The 15184-nt window shown below is 72.9% G+C and carries 18 protein-coding genes; 15 read left to right on the forward strand and 3 right to left on the reverse strand.

From position 1 onward, the window contains the following. Position 1: 1 nt before the first annotated feature. Positions 2–592 (forward strand): GNAT family N-acetyltransferase, encoded by a 591-nt coding sequence (locus tag ACZ6IM_RS25205; RefSeq protein WP_469559238.1) that lies wholly within the window; start codon positions 2–4, stop codon positions 590–592. On the opposite strand, the gene ACZ6IM_RS25210 is transcribed toward ACZ6IM_RS25205, so the two are convergent. Next, positions 564–911, reverse strand: coding sequence for a DUF6204 family protein (locus tag ACZ6IM_RS25210; protein ID WP_052840545.1), 348 nt, complete (start codon positions 909–911; stop codon positions 564–566). The genes ACZ6IM_RS25205 and ACZ6IM_RS25210 overlap by 29 nt on opposite strands. 155 nt (positions 912–1066) lie before the next feature. Here ACZ6IM_RS25210 and ACZ6IM_RS25215 point away from each other — a divergent pair, with 155 nt between their 5' ends. Continuing rightward, the gene (locus ACZ6IM_RS25215; RefSeq protein ID WP_469559242.1) at positions 1067–3031 is read left to right on the forward strand and encodes a DUF5107 domain-containing protein; all 1965 of its coding nucleotides are present in this window, start codon (positions 1067–1069) and stop codon (positions 3029–3031) included. 35 nt (positions 3032–3066) lie between these two features. Here the strand turns inward: ACZ6IM_RS25215 and ACZ6IM_RS25220 are convergent, their stop codons facing one another. Further along, on the reverse strand, positions 3067–3414 hold the full coding sequence (locus ACZ6IM_RS25220) for a VOC family protein (RefSeq protein ID WP_052840543.1): 348 nt from the start codon (positions 3412–3414) through the stop codon (positions 3067–3069). An 80-nt stretch (positions 3415–3494) separates the two neighbouring features. Between ACZ6IM_RS25220 and ACZ6IM_RS25225 the strand changes: the two genes are divergently transcribed. Further along, positions 3495–4025 (forward strand): phage holin family protein, encoded by a 531-nt coding sequence (locus tag ACZ6IM_RS25225; RefSeq protein WP_469559246.1) that lies wholly within the window; start codon positions 3495–3497, stop codon positions 4023–4025. 73 nt (positions 4026–4098) lie between these two features. On the opposite strand, the gene ACZ6IM_RS25230 is transcribed toward ACZ6IM_RS25225, so the two are convergent. Further along, positions 4099–5061 carry an LLM class F420-dependent oxidoreductase gene (locus tag ACZ6IM_RS25230; protein WP_052840541.1) on the reverse strand — a complete coding sequence of 321 codons (963 nt, stop codon included), beginning with the start codon at positions 5059–5061 and terminating at the stop codon, positions 4099–4101. 183 nt (positions 5062–5244) lie between these two features. On the opposite strand from ACZ6IM_RS25230, the gene ACZ6IM_RS25235 reads away from it, so the two are divergent. The 12 genes from ACZ6IM_RS25235 to ACZ6IM_RS25290 all read left to right on the forward strand — a co-directional run bounded on the left by ACZ6IM_RS25235 (position 5245) and on the right by ACZ6IM_RS25290 (position 15184). Continuing rightward, positions 5245–7191, forward strand: a complete 1947-nt coding sequence (locus tag ACZ6IM_RS25235; RefSeq protein ID WP_469559250.1) for an NAD(P)/FAD-dependent oxidoreductase — start codon at positions 5245–5247, stop codon at positions 7189–7191. Continuing rightward, a complete protein-coding gene (locus tag ACZ6IM_RS25240) occupies positions 7188–9035 on the forward strand; it encodes a transketolase (protein ID WP_469559253.1) in 1848 nt (615 codons plus the stop codon). The genes ACZ6IM_RS25235 and ACZ6IM_RS25240 overlap by 4 nt, the downstream gene beginning before the upstream one ends. Before the next feature lie 77 nt (positions 9036–9112). Then, a complete protein-coding gene (gene ligD / locus ACZ6IM_RS25245) occupies positions 9113–10018 on the forward strand; it encodes a non-homologous end-joining DNA ligase (protein ID WP_469559255.1) in 906 nt (301 codons plus the stop codon). Positions 10019–10083: 65 nt separating this feature from the next. Next, positions 10084–10449, forward strand: coding sequence for a gas vesicle protein GvpO (locus ACZ6IM_RS25250; protein WP_469559258.1), 366 nt, complete (start codon positions 10084–10086; stop codon positions 10447–10449). Between the two features lie 87 nt (positions 10450–10536). Beyond that, positions 10537–10974 (forward strand): gas vesicle structural protein GvpA, encoded by a 438-nt coding sequence (locus ACZ6IM_RS25255; protein ID WP_030178468.1) that lies wholly within the window; start codon positions 10537–10539, stop codon positions 10972–10974. After that, positions 10971–11744 carry a GvpL/GvpF family gas vesicle protein gene (locus ACZ6IM_RS25260; RefSeq protein ID WP_469559261.1) on the forward strand — a complete coding sequence of 258 codons (774 nt, stop codon included), beginning with the start codon at positions 10971–10973 and terminating at the stop codon, positions 11742–11744. The genes ACZ6IM_RS25255 and ACZ6IM_RS25260 overlap by 4 nt, the downstream gene beginning before the upstream one ends. A gap of 4 nt (positions 11745–11748) precedes the next feature. After that, positions 11749–12012 carry a gas vesicle protein GvpG gene (locus tag ACZ6IM_RS25265; RefSeq protein WP_052840535.1) on the forward strand — a complete coding sequence of 88 codons (264 nt, stop codon included), beginning with the start codon at positions 11749–11751 and terminating at the stop codon, positions 12010–12012. Further along, entirely contained in the window at positions 12009–12728 is a 720-nt protein-coding gene (locus ACZ6IM_RS25270) for a DNA primase (RefSeq protein ID WP_469559264.1), read from the forward strand. The genes ACZ6IM_RS25265 and ACZ6IM_RS25270 overlap by 4 nt, the downstream gene beginning before the upstream one ends. Then, entirely contained in the window at positions 12725–13873 is a 1149-nt protein-coding gene (locus ACZ6IM_RS25275) for an SRPBCC family protein (RefSeq protein WP_469559267.1), read from the forward strand. The genes ACZ6IM_RS25270 and ACZ6IM_RS25275 overlap by 4 nt, the downstream gene beginning before the upstream one ends. Further along, a complete protein-coding gene (locus ACZ6IM_RS25280) occupies positions 13870–14196 on the forward strand; it encodes a gas vesicle protein (RefSeq protein ID WP_007445598.1) in 327 nt (108 codons plus the stop codon). Before ACZ6IM_RS25275 ends, ACZ6IM_RS25280 begins: the two co-directional genes overlap by 4 nt. Beyond that, positions 14193–15005: a GvpL/GvpF family gas vesicle protein gene (locus ACZ6IM_RS25285; RefSeq protein ID WP_469559270.1), complete on the forward strand. Its 813-nt coding sequence runs from the start codon at positions 14193–14195 to the stop codon at positions 15003–15005. The genes ACZ6IM_RS25280 and ACZ6IM_RS25285 overlap by 4 nt, the downstream gene beginning before the upstream one ends. Continuing rightward, a complete protein-coding gene (locus tag ACZ6IM_RS25290; protein ID WP_003972471.1) occupies positions 15002–15184 on the forward strand; it encodes a gas vesicle protein in 183 nt (60 codons plus the stop codon). Before ACZ6IM_RS25285 ends, ACZ6IM_RS25290 begins: the two co-directional genes overlap by 4 nt.

Raw genomic sequence — 15184 nt, forward strand, 5'->3', positions numbered from 1 at the left:
CATGCCGCACCCCCCGTCCCGCCACCTCGCCGAGGGCCCGCGCGTGGGCATCCGGCACTTCACCTACGCGGACGGCGCCGAGTTCACCGCCCGGGCCCGTCAGAGCAAGGACCTGCACCACCCCTGGCTGTTCCCGCCGGACAGCGCCCAGGCGTACGCGGCCTACGCGGGCCGGCTGATCGAGGACCGCACCAAGGCCGGGTTCCTGGTGTGCGAGAAGAGCCCGGAGGGAGCGGACGGGGCGCGGGGCCCGGCGTCGGAGGGCGGCTCCATCGCGGGGTTCGTGAACATCAACAACATCGTCGAGGGCGGCTTCCGCAGCGGCGCGCTCGGCTACGGCGCCTTCGCGCACGCGGCGGGCCGCGGACTGATGCGCGAAGGGCTCGACCTCGTGGTGCGCCACGCGTTCGGACCGATGGGCCTGCACCGGCTGGAGATCAACGTCCAGCCGGGCAACGCCGCCTCGATCGCCCTGGCCCGCGCCTGCGGCTTCCACCTGGAGGGCTTCTCGCCGAGGATGCTCTACATCGACGGCGCCTGGCGCGACCACCAGCGCTGGGCGATCACCGCCGAGACCGTGACTTCCGGTTGACCTTCACCGTGTCCAGGTCCGTCACCGTGCACCTGAGGTCGCGGAACCCGTAGCCGAGCCCGCGCAGTGCGCCCTCGGCCCGGTCCTGCGCGATCGCGCCCGCCATCTCCTCGCCGTCCGCCGCGTCCGACACCACCACGTAGCGCATCGAGAAGTGCTTCAGCGGAGCGGGCTCGTACGACAGCGAGCCCTCCTCGGTGAACCGCATGCTCGCCATCCCGTGCTCGTCCGCCTCGGCGAGCAACCGGGCCCGCGCCTGTTCGGACAGCCCCTCCCAGGTGCCCCGGACGATCACCCGGTAGGTGTGCTGCTCACTCACGTGCCGCTCTCCTTCGTCTTCTCCCCGCGCCGACGGCCCGACCCTATGCCCGCGCCCGTACCGCGCCCCAGCGGATTAAACGTGACTCACGTCGCCCCGGCCCCGCCGACGGAGCCCCTGTTCACCGAGCCGGGGAGCGGCTTCCATGGGGAACCGTGACGACGATCCGACGCGAGGTACTGACCCTGCCCGCCGCGCCGCTGGGGCCGGACAACCCCCTGCCGCCGCTGCGCCCCCTGGACGAGGCCCACCGCATCGACGACCGCGACCGGGCGGGCCTGCCGCCCGACATGGCCCGCCAGGTCGACTACGAGCCGCTGCGCAGCCTGCTGCCCGTCCAGGTCCGGGACGGCTACGACCGGGAGCGCGCACCGCGCGCGCTGGACGCGCTCGTCATGGAGAACGACCGGCTGCGGGCCACCGTCCTGCCGGGCCTTGGCGGACGCGTCGCCTCCCTCCACCACAAGCCCACCGACCGCGAGCTCCTCTACGTCAACCCCGTGCTCCAGCCCGCCAACTTCGCCCTCAACGGCGCCTGGTTCTCCGGCGGCATCGAGTGGAACATCGGCGCCACCGGCCACACCACCCTGTCCTGCTCGCCGGTGCACGCCGCCCGCGTCCCCGCCCCCGACGGCGGCCAGATGCTGCGGCTGTGGGAGTGGGAACGGCTGCGCGACCTGCCCTTCCAGGTCGACCTGTGGCTGCCGGACGGCTCGGACTTCCTCTACGTCGGCGCCCGCATCCGCAACCCGCACGAGCGCCCGGTGCCCACCTACTGGTGGTCCAACATCGCCGTCCCCGAGGACCGCCGCGTCCTCGCCCCCGCCGACGAGGCCTGGCACTTCGGTTATGAACGACGGCTGCGCAGGGTGCCCGTCCCGGAGTACGACGGCGTCGACCGGACGTACCCGCTGAACAGCACCTACGCCGCCGACTACTTCTACGAGGTGCCGGACGGCCGGCGCCGCTGGATCGCCGCGCTGGACCAGCAGGGCCAGGGTCTGGTGCAGACCTCCACCGACCTGCTGCGCGGCCGCAAGCTGTTCGTGTGGGGCACCGGCCCCGGCGGACGCCGCTGGCAGGAATGGCTCACCGAGCCCGGCACCGGCGGCTACTGCGAGATCCAGGCGGGACTCGTCCGCACCCAGCTCGAACACGTCAGGCTGGAAGCGGAGAGCGAGGTGTCCTGGCTGGAGGCCTACGGGCCGCTCGACGCCTCGCCGGAGGGCGACTGGCACACCGTGCTCCACCGGGCCGAGGACCGGCTGGAGGCCGCCCTGCCCCGGGCCGACGTCGACTCCGCGTACGACGCCTGGCGGGCGCACGCCGACACCGAACCCGGCGAGCGCCTCGCCACCGGGTCGGGCTGGGGCGCGCTGGAAGTGCTGCGGGCCGGCTGGAAGCTGCCCGGCACCCCCTTCGACGAGGACACCCTCGGCGAGGAACAGCGGCCCTGGCTGCACCTGCTGCGCACCGGTTCACTGCCCGAACCGGAACACCACGAGCCGCCCGGCGGGACGTTGGTCGCCCCGCCCTGGCGGGACATGCTGGAGACCACGGCCGCCACCCCGTCGGCCGAGTACCACCTCGGGGTCGCCCAGTGGCACGGCGACGACCGGGCGCAGGCGGTGCGCAGTTGGGAGCGGGGACTCGGGTCGGCCGTGGACCGCTGGCCGTTGCTGCGCTGCCTCGCCGTCGCCGACCAGCAGGACGGCCACCGCGAGCGCGCCGCCGAGCGGTACGCGGAGGCCTTCGACGACCTGTGCGCACGCCGGACCGACGCGGCGGAGAAGGGGGACGGGAGGTGGGTGGCTGTCACCGCGGCGCTGGGCCGGGAGGCGATCGGGGCGCTGCTCGCGGTCGGGCGCACCGCGGACGCCCGGACCGTGTGGGACCGACTGGACCCCGCGACGCGGGCCCGCGGCCGGTTCCGGCTGACCGAGGGCGAGTTGCTGGCCGCGGAGGGGCGGTACGAGGACGCGCGGGCCGTGTTCGAGGAGGGCTTCGAGGTCGCCGACCTGAGGGAGGGCGCCGACACCATCGGTCTGCTGTGGGCGAGGCTGGACGACGCACCGCTCCCGGCCCGCTACGACTTCCGGATGTGGCCGGACGCGGACTGAGCCCCGCCCGGCCCCTCGGATGACTTGGCGGTGCCCTACTGCTGCCGGTCCACGTACTCGTAGATCGCGCCGTCCGGATGCCGGGCGATCAGATTGCGGCCCCCGGGCGTCGCGACCGGGCCCGCGATGATGTCCGCGCCCAGTGAACCGAGGAGGCGGTGGGTCTCCTCGACGTCCGACACGGCGATGGTCGCGGCCACCTTGCGCAACACCTCGAGCTGGGACTCCGGCCCGCTCATCAGCAGGAAGCAGCCGATGGCGGCGACCTGGACGCCGCCGCGTTCGAAACGGAGGGCCTCGCCGCCGGCCAGGCCCTCGTAGAAGGGAATCGCCTTGTCCAGGTCGTCGACGTAGATGCGCAGTGTGGCTCCCAGAATGTCCATACGGACGAGCCTAGTTGGAACGACCGGCCGTCCACTTCCCGTCCGGCCATGGAAGCCGGGCCGGCGGGTACCCGCAACACATGGACCGCATGGATCACTTGGAACACCTGGACAGGCAACTGGTTGACGAACTGGCGCAGGTGGCACGCGAGACCGTGCGCGACGAACTGCGTGAACAGACCCGCAGGCAGCGCCGCAAGGCCGCGCTGTACGCCGCGTCCGGCACCGCCGCCCTGTACGCGGGCGCCGCCGTCGCGCTCGCCGTGGGACTGGCGCTCGCCCTCGCGCTCCCGGGCTGGGCCGCCGCGCTGATCACGGCCGCCCTCCTGGGCGTCGCGGCCTATCTGCTGCGGGGCGCGGCCCGGCCGCACCCGTCGCGGCCGGGTGGGGCATCCGGCACCGGGCACGACCACGTCCCGGCTGGCGGCGCGCCCGCGGCGCCTCCGGGCGGACTCGGCGTGCCCTACCCGCCGATGCCACCCGTGGCGCCCGGCGGTGCGGGCGACGCGACCGGCGCCCCGGGCGCGGGCACACCCGCACCGGGCGGCACCAGGCCCGCCGCACCGCGCCAGGGCGACGTCGACCCCGAGAACAAGCACGGGCGCGGCTGACCGGCCGCGCACAGACAGGGGTACGCCCGCACGGACGGCATCCGTGCGGGCGTACCCCTGTGCGCGCCGTGCGTCACGCGCTCTGCTGGAGCTGCGGCAGCACCTTGGTGCGGTAGAGGTCGAAGAAGCCGCGCAGGTCCGGGCCGATCTGGTTGACGTAGACCCGGTCGAAACCGGCGTCGGCGAACTGCTTCAGCTCCGCCACGTGCTCGTCCACGTCGTCGCCGCACACCCGGTTGTCGCGGACCATGTCCTCGGTGACCAGGGTCTGCGCCTGCTCGAAGTGTTTCGGCGAGGGCAGCACCTGGCTCAGCTCGCCGGGCAGCTGCTCATTGGCCCACAGCCGGTGCACGGTGCGTACGGCCGCGTCCTTGTCGGTGTCGTAGCAGACCTTGGTGCCGCCGCTGACCAGCTTCCCGCCGCCCCCGCCCTTGCGGTACTGCTCCACCATCGAGGCGTCCGGCATCATCGTGATGTAGCCGTCGCCGACCCGGGCCGCCAGCTTCGTCGCCGCCGGGCCGAAGCCCGAGATGTCGATCGGGACCGGCTCGTCGGGCACCGTGTACAGGCGGGCGTTCTCCACGGTGTAGTGGGTGCCGTGGTGGTTGACCTCCTCGCCGCCGAGCAGCCGCCGGATGATCAGGATGGCCTCCTCCAGCATCTCCAGGCGTACGTGCGCGGCCGGCCAGGCGTCGCCGAAGATGTGCTCGTTCAGCGCCTCGCCGGTGCCGACGCCCAGCCGGAAACGGCCGTCCGTCATCACCGCGCTGGTCGCCGCGGCCTGCGCCACCACCGCGGGGTGGATGCGCACCGTCGGGCAGGTCACCGCCGTCTCGATGGGCAGGGACACCGCCTCGGACAGCGCGCCGATCACCGACCACACGAAGGGGCTCTGGCCCTGTTCGCCGTTCCAGGGGTGGTAGTGGTCCGAGATCCACAGCGCCTGGAAGCCGGCCTGCTCGGCCATCCGCGCCTGCTCGATCAGCTCCGCGGGACCGTACTGCTCGCACGAGAGGAAATAGCCGTATTCGGGCATGGGGGGTTGCCTCCGGACAGGGAGCGGGTGGTTCCGGGGCCGGGTACCCGGACGCGGGGCCGGAAACCGGCGGCGCGGCGGCTTCCGGCGCGGACGTGCGGCTGCCTCCGTGCGGACGTTTGGGCGCCCCGGCCCAGGGGACGCGGAAGGCTCACGAGGTACGCGACAGCCCGGAGGCGAACCGTGAGCCGACCCCGCATCGTGATCGTCGGTGCCGGCTTCGCCGGGTACCGGACGGCCCGCACCCTGTCCCGGCTCACCCGGCACCAGGCCGACATCACCCTGCTGAACCCGACCGACTACTTCCTCTACCTGCCCCTGCTGCCCCAGGTCGCCGCCGGGATCCTGGAACCGCGCCGGGTCAGTGTGTCCCTGTCGGGCACGCTGCCGCACGTACGGCTGGTGCTCGGGGAGGCCGACGGCATCGACCTCGACGGGCACACGGTGCACTACACCGGCCCGGAGGGGGAGGAGGGCACCCTGCCCTTCGACCGGCTGGTGCTCGCCGCGGGCAGCGTCAACAAACTGCTGCCCGTCCCCGGTGTCGCCGAGCACGCCCACGGCTTCCGCGGGCTGCCGGAGGCGCTCTACCTGCGCGACCACGTGACCCGGCAGGTGGAGCTGGCCGCGGCGGCCGACGACCGGGCGGAGTGTGCCGCGCGGTGCACTTTCGTTGTGGTTGGCGCGGGATACACCGGTACCGAGGTCGCCGCGCACGGCGCGATGTACACCGACGCGCAGGTCCGCAGGCACCCGATGCGCACCGGCATGCGGCCCCGCTGGATGCTGCTCGACGTGGCGCCCCGGGTGATGCCCGAGATGGACGAACGGCTCTCCCGCACCGCCGAGCGGGTGCTGCGGCAGCGGGGCGTCGACGTACGGATGGGGACCTCCGTGCAGGAGGCCACGCACGACGGGGTCCTGCTGACCGACGGCACGAGCGTCGACACCCGCACGCTGGTGTGGTGCGTGGGCGTGAGGCCCGACCCGCTGGTGGAGTCCCTGGGGCTGCCCATGGAACGCGGCCGGCTGCTCGTCGACCCCCACCTCCAGGTGCCGGGACGGCCCGAGCTGTTCGCCTGCGGCGACGTGGCCGCGGTGCCCGACCTGAACCAGCCGGGCCAGTACACGCCGATGACCGCACAGCACGCCTGGCGGCACGGCAAGGTCTGCGCCCAGAACGTCGCCGCGTCGCTCGGCATCGGGCAGCGGCGGGCCTACCGCCACCGTGACCTGGGGTTCGTCGTGGACCTCGGTGGGGTCAAGGCCGCCGCCAACCCGCTCGGCCTGCCGATGTCCGGCCCGGCGGCGGGCGCGGTCACCCGCGGCTACCACCTCGCGGCGATGCCGGGCAATCGCGTGCGGGTCGCCGCTGACTGGCTGCTCGACGCGGTGCTGCCCCGTCAGGCCGTACAGCTCGGTCTCGTACGGTCCTGGTCCGTGCCGCTGGAGTCGGCCTCGCCCGAGATCGCGCGGGTACCGGGCGGCCCCGACCGGACCGGCAGGGACACCGGCCCCGCCGGGAACCATGCCGACGGCGACGAGGCGAGGAACCAGCCGGGCGGTGAGCCCGCGAAAGGGCAACCGGGTGGCGAGCCCGCGAAGAAACACCCGGAGGGCGAGCCCGCCAAGCGGCAGCCGGGCGGTGAGCCCGCGAGGAACCAGTCGGGCGGTGAGCCCGCGAAAGGGCAACCGGGCGGTGAGCCCGCGAGGAACCAGCCGGGCGGTGAGCCCGCGAAAGGGCAACCGGGTGGCGAGCCCGCCAGGAATCAGCCGGGCGGTGAACCGGCCGAGCACAGGCCCGGTACCGAGGCCGCCGGGAACCCGCCGCGCGGTGCGCGGGCGAAGCGGAGCCAGTCCGGCTCGCCCCGTGCGTCCGGCAAGCCGCGCCGCGCCGTCGAGGCCGCCGGACCGCGCACCGCCCGGGGAGCCCCGGGCAAGGCATCCCGCGCCCCCGGAACGGGCTCCGCAGGGAAGCGGCCCACCGCCCCGTCCGGACCGAGCCGGTCCGCGGACCCGCCCACCGACCCCGGCCCCGAACCCCCGGCGAACCAGCCGCACCCCGGACCCGACATCGCCCCCGGCCCCGTCAAGCGCACCGACGGCCGCGCCGCGGAAGGAGACTCATGAACACCGGTGAACTCGTCGACCTCGGACAGCAGTTGCGCGTCGACAGCGTACGGGCGTCCGCCGCCGCGGGCTCCGGGCACCCGACCTCGTCGATGTCCGCCGCGGACCTGATGGCCGTACTCCTGGCCAACCACCTCCGCTACGACTTCGAGCGCCCCGCCCACCCCGGCAACGACAGCTTCGTGCTCTCCAAGGGGCACGCCTCGCCGCTGCTCTACTCCGCCTACAAGGCGGCCGGCGCCATCGACGACGAGGAACTGCTCACCTTCCGCAAGCTGGGCAGCCGCCTTGAGGGGCACCCCACTCCGCAGCGGCTGCCGTGGGTCGAGACGGCCACCGGCTCGCTCGGGCAGGGGCTGCCCGTGGGCGTCGGCATCGCGCTGTCGGGCAAGCGGCTCGACCGCACCGACTACCGGGTGTGGGTGCTGTGCGGCGACAGCGAGATGGCCGAGGGGTCGGTGTGGGAGGCCGCCGAGCACGCCGGGCACGAGCACCTCGACAACCTCACCGTGATCGTCGACGTCAACCGGCTCGGCCAGCGCGGACCCACCCGGCACGGCCACGACCTCGACGCGTACGCGCGCCGTTTCCGGGCCTTCGAGTGGCACACCATCGAGATCGACGGCCATGACGTCGACGCCATCGACCGCGCCTACGGCGAGGCCCTGTCCACCAAGGGCCAGCCCACCGCGATCATCGCCCGCACCCTCAAGGGCAAGGGCGTGCGGGCGGTCGAGGACCGCGAGGGACAGCACGGCAAGCCGCTGCCGGAGGCCGAGGAGGCCGTCGCCGAACTCGGCGGTCCCCGTGACATCGGGGTGCGGGTGCACGCCCCCGAGGCCGCCCGGGCACTGCACTCGACGGGCACCGGACAGACCGAGCTGCCCCGCTACGACCAGGGCGACGAGATCGCCACCCGCAACGCCTTCGGGGAGGCCCTCGCCGCGGTCGGCACCGCGCGCGGCGACGTCGTCGCCCTCGACGGCGAGGTCGGCGACTCCACCCGGGCCGAGTTCTTCGCCAAGGAACACCCCGAGCGCTACTTCGAGTGCTACATCGCCGAGCAGCAGATGGTCGCCGCCGCGGTGGGGATGGCGGCCCGCGGCTGGGTGCCGTTCGCCACCACGTTCGCCGCCTTCCTGACCCGCGCCTACGACTTCGTGCGCATGGCCTCGATCAGCGGCTCCGGCATCAACCTCGTCGGCTCCCACGCGGGCGTCGCCATCGGCCAGGACGGGCCCAGCCAGATGGGCCTGGAGGACCTCGCGATGATGCGGGCCATCCACGGCTCGACCGTGCTGTACCCGTGCGACGCCAACCAGGCCGCGCGCCTGGTCGCCGAGATGGCCGGCCTGGAGGGCATCCGCTACCTGCGCACCTCGCGCGGCGAGAGCAAGGTGATCTACGGCCCCGACGAGGAGTTCCCCGTCGGCGGCAGCAAGGTGCTGCGCTCCTCCGACGCCGACCGGCTCACCGTCGTCGCGGCCGGCGTCACCCTGCACGAGGCCCTGGCCGCGGCCGACGCCCTCGCGGCGGACGGCATCCCGGTCCGGGTGATCGACCTGTATTCGGTCAAGCCCGTCGACCGGGCCACCCTGCGCGCGGCCGCCGAGGAGACCGGCTGCCTGGTGACCGTGGAGGACCACCGCCGGGAGGGCGGGATCGGCGACGCCGTGCTGGACGCGTTCACGGACGGACGGCCCGTGCCCCGGCTGGTGCGGCTCGCGGTCACGACGATGCCGGGCTCCGCGTCCCCTGCGGAGGAACTGCACGCGGCGGGGATCGACGCCGAGTCGATCGAGGCGACCGCACGGATGCTCGTGGAGCAGGCGATCGTTCCGTGAGCCGAAGCCGAAGCCGAAGCCGAAGCGGAAGCAGGAGCGGGAGCGGGAGCGGCAGCGGGGGCGACGGCGCCCGGACCGTGCGGGCCGGACGGCACACGGTGGAGGTCCACCGGCCGGGCAAGGTGCTGTTCCCGGCCGGTGACGGTGGCGCCGAGGAGTACACCAAGGGCGATCTCGTCGACTACCACCGCGCCGTCGCCCCCTTCATGCTGCCGCACCTGCGCGGCCGCCCGCTGATGCTGGAACGGCACCCGGACGGGATCGACGGACCGCGGTTCATGCAGAAGAACACCCCGGAGCACTACCCGGAGTGGATCGACCGCGTGGAGGTCGGCAAGGAGGGCGGCACCGTCTGCCACACCGTCTGCGAGGACGCCGCCACCCTCGTGTACCTCGCCGACCAGGCCGCGCTCACCCTGCACCGCTGGCTGTCCCGGACCGGGCGGCTGGACCGGCCGGACCGCCTGGTCTTCGACCTGGACCCGGCCGGAGACGACTTCGAGGCGGTGCGGACGGCGGCCCGGCAGCTGGGCGAGCTGCTCGACGAGCTGAAGCTGCCCTCGGCACCGATGACCACCGGGTCCCGCGGGCTGCACATCATCGTCCCCCTGGACGGCCGCCAGGACTTCGACGGCGTACGGGAGTTCGCGCGGGCCGTCGCCGAGGCCCTGGCCGCGGCCCACCCCGACCGGCTCACCACCGCGGCCCGCAAGAAGGACCGCGGCGACCGGCTCTACCTCGACATCCAGCGCAACGCCTACGCGCAGACCGCCGTCGCCCCCTTCACCGTCCGCGCCCTCCCCGGCGCCCCCGTCGCCACGCCCATCTCCTGGGACCAACTGGACGACCCCGGGCTGCACGCCCGCCGCTGGACCGTCGCCGACGCCGTGGAGCAGGCCCGCACCCGTCCCTGGGCCGGGCTCACGGACCGCGCCCGGGCCCTGGGCCCCGCCCGGCGACGCCTGGACGCCTTGCACGGCTGAGCCAACTGCGCAACCCGGCGAGGTTTGGCGAACACACATGCGGCCACACGGAGGGGGAGGTGGCCATGTCGAACACGAAAAACACATCCGACTCGCAAGACTCGCAACAAAGTTCACGAAAGCCACATACGTCTCAGAAATCACAATCCTCACAAGAGTCGCGCCGTCCCAAACCGATGGAGGTTCTGCGCGAGGCGCGCGCCCAGCTCGCCGAGCTCACGGGTATGACCGCCGAGTCCGTGTCGTCCTTCGAGCAGACGGACGAGGGATGGGCCCTGGAGGTCGAGGTCCTGGAGCTGGAGCGGGTGCCCGACACCATGAGCCTGATGGCGAGCTACCAGGTGGAACTGGACCCCGAGGGGCAGCTCACGGGCTACCGGCGCGTACGGCGCTACGAGCGCGGTCGGGCCGACTCCCGCGGCAGCCGCTAGGCCGGTGCGGGGCGCCCAACCGGACCCGCGCCCACCGGGACCCGCGAACACCACCCACACCACCGACAAGATGGAGGAACAGCAGGCATGACTGTCGTACCGGCACAACAGACCGGCGGCGGAGGCGGCAGCAGCGGCCTCTACGACGTGCTTGAGCTTGTTCTGGACAGGGGGCTCGTCATCGACGCATTCGTGCGCGTCTCCCTGGTCGGCATCGAGATCCTGAAGATCGACGTCCGTGTCGTGGTCGCCAGCGTGGACACCTATCTGCGCTTCGCCGAGGCGTGCAACCGCCTCGACCTGGAGGCCGGACCCCGCAAGGATCCGGGGCTGCCCGACCTGGTCGGCGAGATGACCGAGTCCGGCGCCCGCGGCAAGTCCAAGGGGGCGCTGTCCGGCGCCGCCGAGACCATCTCCGACGCGTTCAAGCAGGCCCGTGACGAGGGCGGCTCCGAGCGCGAGACGTCATCGCGTCCGCGCGCCCGCAAGGCCGCGCCCTCGCGCCGGAAGGAGGAGCAGGAGTGAGTACGTACGTCTACGGCATCACCGCCGCCACGCATCCCTCGCTCCCCGAGGGCACGGGCGGAGTCGGTGACCCGCCGCGCGAGGTGCGGATCCTCAAGGAGGGCGAGCTGGCGGCGGTCGTCAGTGACGCCCCCGAGGGACTGCGCCCCAAGCGCAGGGAACTGCTCGCCCACCAGAACGTGCTGAGCGAGATCGGCGCGGACGGCTGTGTGCTGCCCATGCGCTTCGGCAGCGTCGCCCCCGACGACGAGGCCGTCACCGGGGTGCTCGCCGAGCGCGCCGAACACTACGCGGAACGCCTGAAGGCACTGGACGGCCGGGTCGAGTACAACATCAAGGCCAACCACGTCGAAGAGGCCGTGCTGCACCACGTGATGGCCTCGAACCCCGAGATCCGCGCCCTCGCCGAGTCCAACCGGCAGGCGGGCGGCGGGACCTACGAGACGAAGATCCAGCTCGGCGAGATGGTCGCGGCCGCGGTCAAGGACAAGGAGGCCGAGAACGCCACCGCGCTGGAGCGTGCCCTGGAGGCCGCCGCCGACGCCGTGAGCGTGGGCCCCGAGTCCACCGGCTGGCTGGCGAACGTCTCGTTCCTGGTGAAGCGGGAGGCGGCCGACGAGTTCCTGGCCGCCGTCGAGCGGGCCCGCGGCCGGATGCCGCACCTGGAGGTCCGCGTGAACGGCCCGCTGCCGCCGTACAGCTTCGTCGAGCCCGGCCCGGCCGAGCCCGCGGGCACGGCGGCCGGCGGTGCGGACGCCGGAGCGGGGTGACGGCATGGGACTGATCTCGGAGGTCCTGCTGCTGCCGTTCGCACCGGTGCGCGGCGGCGCCTGGGCCATCAGACAGGTGCTGGACGAGGCCGAGCGGATCTACTACGACCCCGCCACGGTGAGAGCCGAACTTGCCCGTCTGGAAGAGCAGTTGGAGGCCGGTGAGATCACCGAGGAGGAGTTCGACCGACAGGAGGACGAGCTTCTGGACCGGCTGGAGATCGCTACGCGCACGAGCGCGGGATTGGGCAACGGGACGGCGCCATGAATCGAGTGGGACTGGGCCTCGCGATAGGGGCCGGATACCTGTTGGGACGTACCAAGAAGCTGAAACTGGCGGTCGCCGTGGGCACCATGGTGGCCGGCAAGAAGATGAACCTGACCCCGAAGGGCATCGCCGAGCTGGTCTCCGGGCAACTGCAGAACAACCCGCAGTTCAAGGAGATCGGTGACCAGCTGCGTACCGACCTCAGGGGCGTGGGCAAGGCGGCCTCGGGCGCCATGGTCGAGCGGCAGATCGACGCGCTCGCCGACCGGCTGCACGGGCGCACCGCCGAGGTCCGCGACCAGCTCTCCGGTGTGGCGTCCCGGGCACCCGGCGTCGGCGACGACACCCGCGACTCCGAGGGCTCGGAGGACTCGGAGTACGAGGAGCCCGAGGACCGCGGGGAGGCCGAGGAGCGCGAGGAAGCCGAGGACCGCGGGGAGGCCGAGGAGTCCGAGGACCGCGGGGAGGCCGAGGAGTCGGCGGAGCGGCGCGCGCCCCGGCGCGGCGAGCGGCCCGCGAAGAAGGCACCGTCCGAGGCGCGGAAGACGGCCAGGAAGGCGCCCGCGAAGAAGGCCGCCGCGAAGGCCCCCGCGAAGAAGGCGGCGGCGAAGCGTGCCCAGCCCGCCAAGAAGGCGGCCGGAAAGAAGACGGCCGGGGCCAGGAGCACCGCCCGCGGTGCCGGTGCCCGGCAGTCGAAGGACGGTGGTGAGCGATGAGCGACACCCTGGGGTCCGCGGCCTCCTCGGCCGGCAAGGCCGCCAAGAAGAACCCGCTGGCCGACGTGGCGCAGAGCGAGGCGGCCGACCGGCTCAAGGCCGAGGTGCAGGACTACCTCGCCGCCCAGGCCACCCGGCTGCTGACCGGTGTCGGCACCAAGCTGGGCGAGACCACCGGCAAGCTCAACGACATCGCCGAGGGCAACAGCCCGGGATTCGCCAAGCTCGCCCTCGACGGCGGACGCAAGCTCGCCGAGGGCAAGGGCCCGATGCGGGCCGCCTTCGAGGTCGGCGCGGGCAAGGTGAAGGACAACGTGGTCGGCGCCTTCAAGAACCTCACCGGCGGCAAGGGCCGCAAGAAGGGCGGCGGCGGGCAGAAGCCGACGGTCATCATCGAGTACGTCGACGTCGGCGTGCCGCTGCGCACCGCCTACGACCAGTGGACCCAGTACCAGGACTTCAGCACCTTCGCCAAGGGCGTCAAGAGCGCGAACCGCGCCGACGACACCTCCTCGGACTGGCAGCTGAAGGTCTTCTGGTCCAACCGCAGCTGGAAGGCCAAGACCACCGAGCAGGTGCCCGACGACCGGATCTCCTGGACGTCGGAGGGCGCCAAGGGCTCCACCAAGGGTGTGGTCAGCTTCCACGAGCTCGCCCCCAGCCTGACCCGCGTGGTGCTCGTCATCGAGTACTACCCGAAGGGCCTGTTCGAGAAGACCGGCAACATCTGGCGCGCCCAGGGCCGCCGGGCCCGGCTCGACCTCAAGAACTACGTCCGCCACATCACCTTCAAGGGCGAGGCGGACGACGGCTGGCGCGGCGAGATCCGCGACGGCGAGGTCGTCCGCAGCCACGAGGACGCGGTCGCGGAGGAGGAAGAGGAGCGGCAGGAGGAGCAGGACGGGGAGCAGGAGCAGGAGCAGGAGCAGCAGCCCGAGGGCGAGTACGAGGAAGAGCCGGAAGGCGAGTACGAAGAAGAGCCCGAGGGCGAGTACGAGGAGGAACCGGAGGGCGAGCCCGAAGAGGAGTACGAGGAGGAAGCGGAGGGCGAGTACGAGGAGCCCGAGGGGGACAAGGAGGCGGGGGAGGACGAGTACGCGTCCCGTGACGAGTACGAGGACGCCGAGGGCGGGAGCCGTCGATGACCACCCCCAGCCGGCTGCCCGATCCCTACGGCCAGGGACAGAGCGCCAACCTCGCCGACATCCTGGAGCGGGTGCTCGACAAGGGAGTCGTGATCGCGGGCGACATCAAGATCAACCTGCTCGACATCGAGCTGCTGACCATCAAGCTGCGGCTCGTCGTCGCCTCCGTCGACAAGGCCAAGGAAATGGGCATCGACTGGTGGGAGAGCGACCCCGCACTGTCCTCGCGAGCCCGGCAGGACGAACTCACCCGGGAGAACGCGGCGCTCCGCGAACGCCTGCGTGAGCTGGACCCGGGCCGCGTACCGAGGGAGGCCCCGTGACCGGTCTGCGCTACGTCTACGCCGTCTGCCGCCCCTTCGACGCCGCCCTCCAGGCCCAGCTCACAGGGGTGGCGGGCGACCCGCCCCGGCTGCTGCCGCACGGCGGCCTGGTCGCCGTCGTCAGCCATGTGCCCGAGGCCGACTTCAGCGAGGAGGCGCTGCGCGCGCACCTGGAGGACCTGGACTGGCTGACCGCCACCGCCCGCGCCCACCAGCAGGTGGTCGACGCGCTCACCGTCGTCACCACCCCGCTGCCGCTCCGGCTGGCCACCGTCTTCCGGGACGACAGCGGCGTACGGGTGATGCTGGAGGAGCGCGAGGCCGCCTTCCGGCGCACGCTCGACCGGCTGGACGGCCGGGTGGAGTGGGGCGTGAAGGTGTACGTCGAGGCGGAGCCGGCGGATCGGGCGAAGGCCGAGCGGCCGGCCCAGCCCGCGCCCAGGCCCGCCTCGGGCCGGGACTACCTGCGGCAGCGGCGCCGGCAGAGCCGGGCGAACGAGGACCTGTGGAGCAGGGCGGAGGAATTCGCCACCGGGCTGCACGCGAGGCTGTCCGACCGGGCCGACGACGCCCGGCTGCACGCACCGCAGAATCCCCGCCTTTCCGGTGCCGCCGGACGGAACGTTCTCAATGCCGCCTATCTGGTGGCCCGCGACGCATCCGAGGAATTCGTCGAAACGGTGGACCGTACGAAAGACGACGCCCCCGGAATTCGCGTGGAACTCACCGGCCCCTGGGCCGCCTATTCCTTCGCCGGAGACACGGAGGGGGCAGAGGGGCCGGAGGGGAAAGAGGGGGAGGAATCATGACCGTCGTGGAGCGCCGTGAGATCGCCCTGGTGGACCTGCTCGACCGGCTGCTGGCCGGCGGGGTCGTCATCACCGGCGACGTCACCCTGCGCATCGCGGACGTCGACCTGGTCCGCATCGACCTCAACGCGCTGATCAGCTCGGTCAACCGCAACGTCCCCTCACCGTTCGGGGACTGA

Source organism: Streptomyces sp. NPDC042336 (assembly GCF_055581985.1).